1 protein-coding gene is annotated in these 469 nt (G+C 70.4%); it reads left to right on the plus strand.

The annotated features are described in order from the left end of the window. Positions 1–469 (plus strand): phosphoribosyltransferase family protein (locus BVI061214_RS00315; RefSeq protein WP_282953977.1); only part of this gene is annotated, 469 nt, incomplete at both ends.

Below are 469 nucleotides of genomic sequence, written 5' to 3' on the forward strand. Positions count from 1 at the left end.
GGGGAGGTGGTCTGGGTAGAGGCGGGGGAGCTCAAAAGCCTCCAGGTCCTCCCCCCAAGCCCCACCCCTTGCGCCTTTGAGTGGATCTACTTCGCCCGGCCCGATAGTCTCTTGGACGGGATAGAGGCCTACCAGGCCCGGGTGCGGATGGGGGAGGAGCTCTTCCGGGAGGCCCCGGCGGAGGCGGACATCGTGGTCCCCGTGCCCGACTCCGGCATAGGGGCCGCCGTGGGCTACGCCCGGGCCAGCGGCCTCCCCCTGGAGTACGGCCTTTACAAGACCCCCTCCGCCGGGCGCCCCTTCACCCAGCCCCCCCAGGAGCTCGGGGACCTGAAGACCCGCCTCAAGCTCTCCCCCACCTCGGCGGTGAGGGGCAAGCGGGTGGTCCTCATAGACGACTCCATCGTCCGGGGCACCACCAGCAGGCGCATCGTGGGCATGTTGAAGGAGGCGGGGGCCAAGGAGGTCC

This window comes from Thermus aquaticus (assembly GCF_001280255.1).
GTDB classification, from domain to species: Bacteria; Deinococcota; Deinococci; order Deinococcales; family Thermaceae; genus Thermus; species Thermus aquaticus.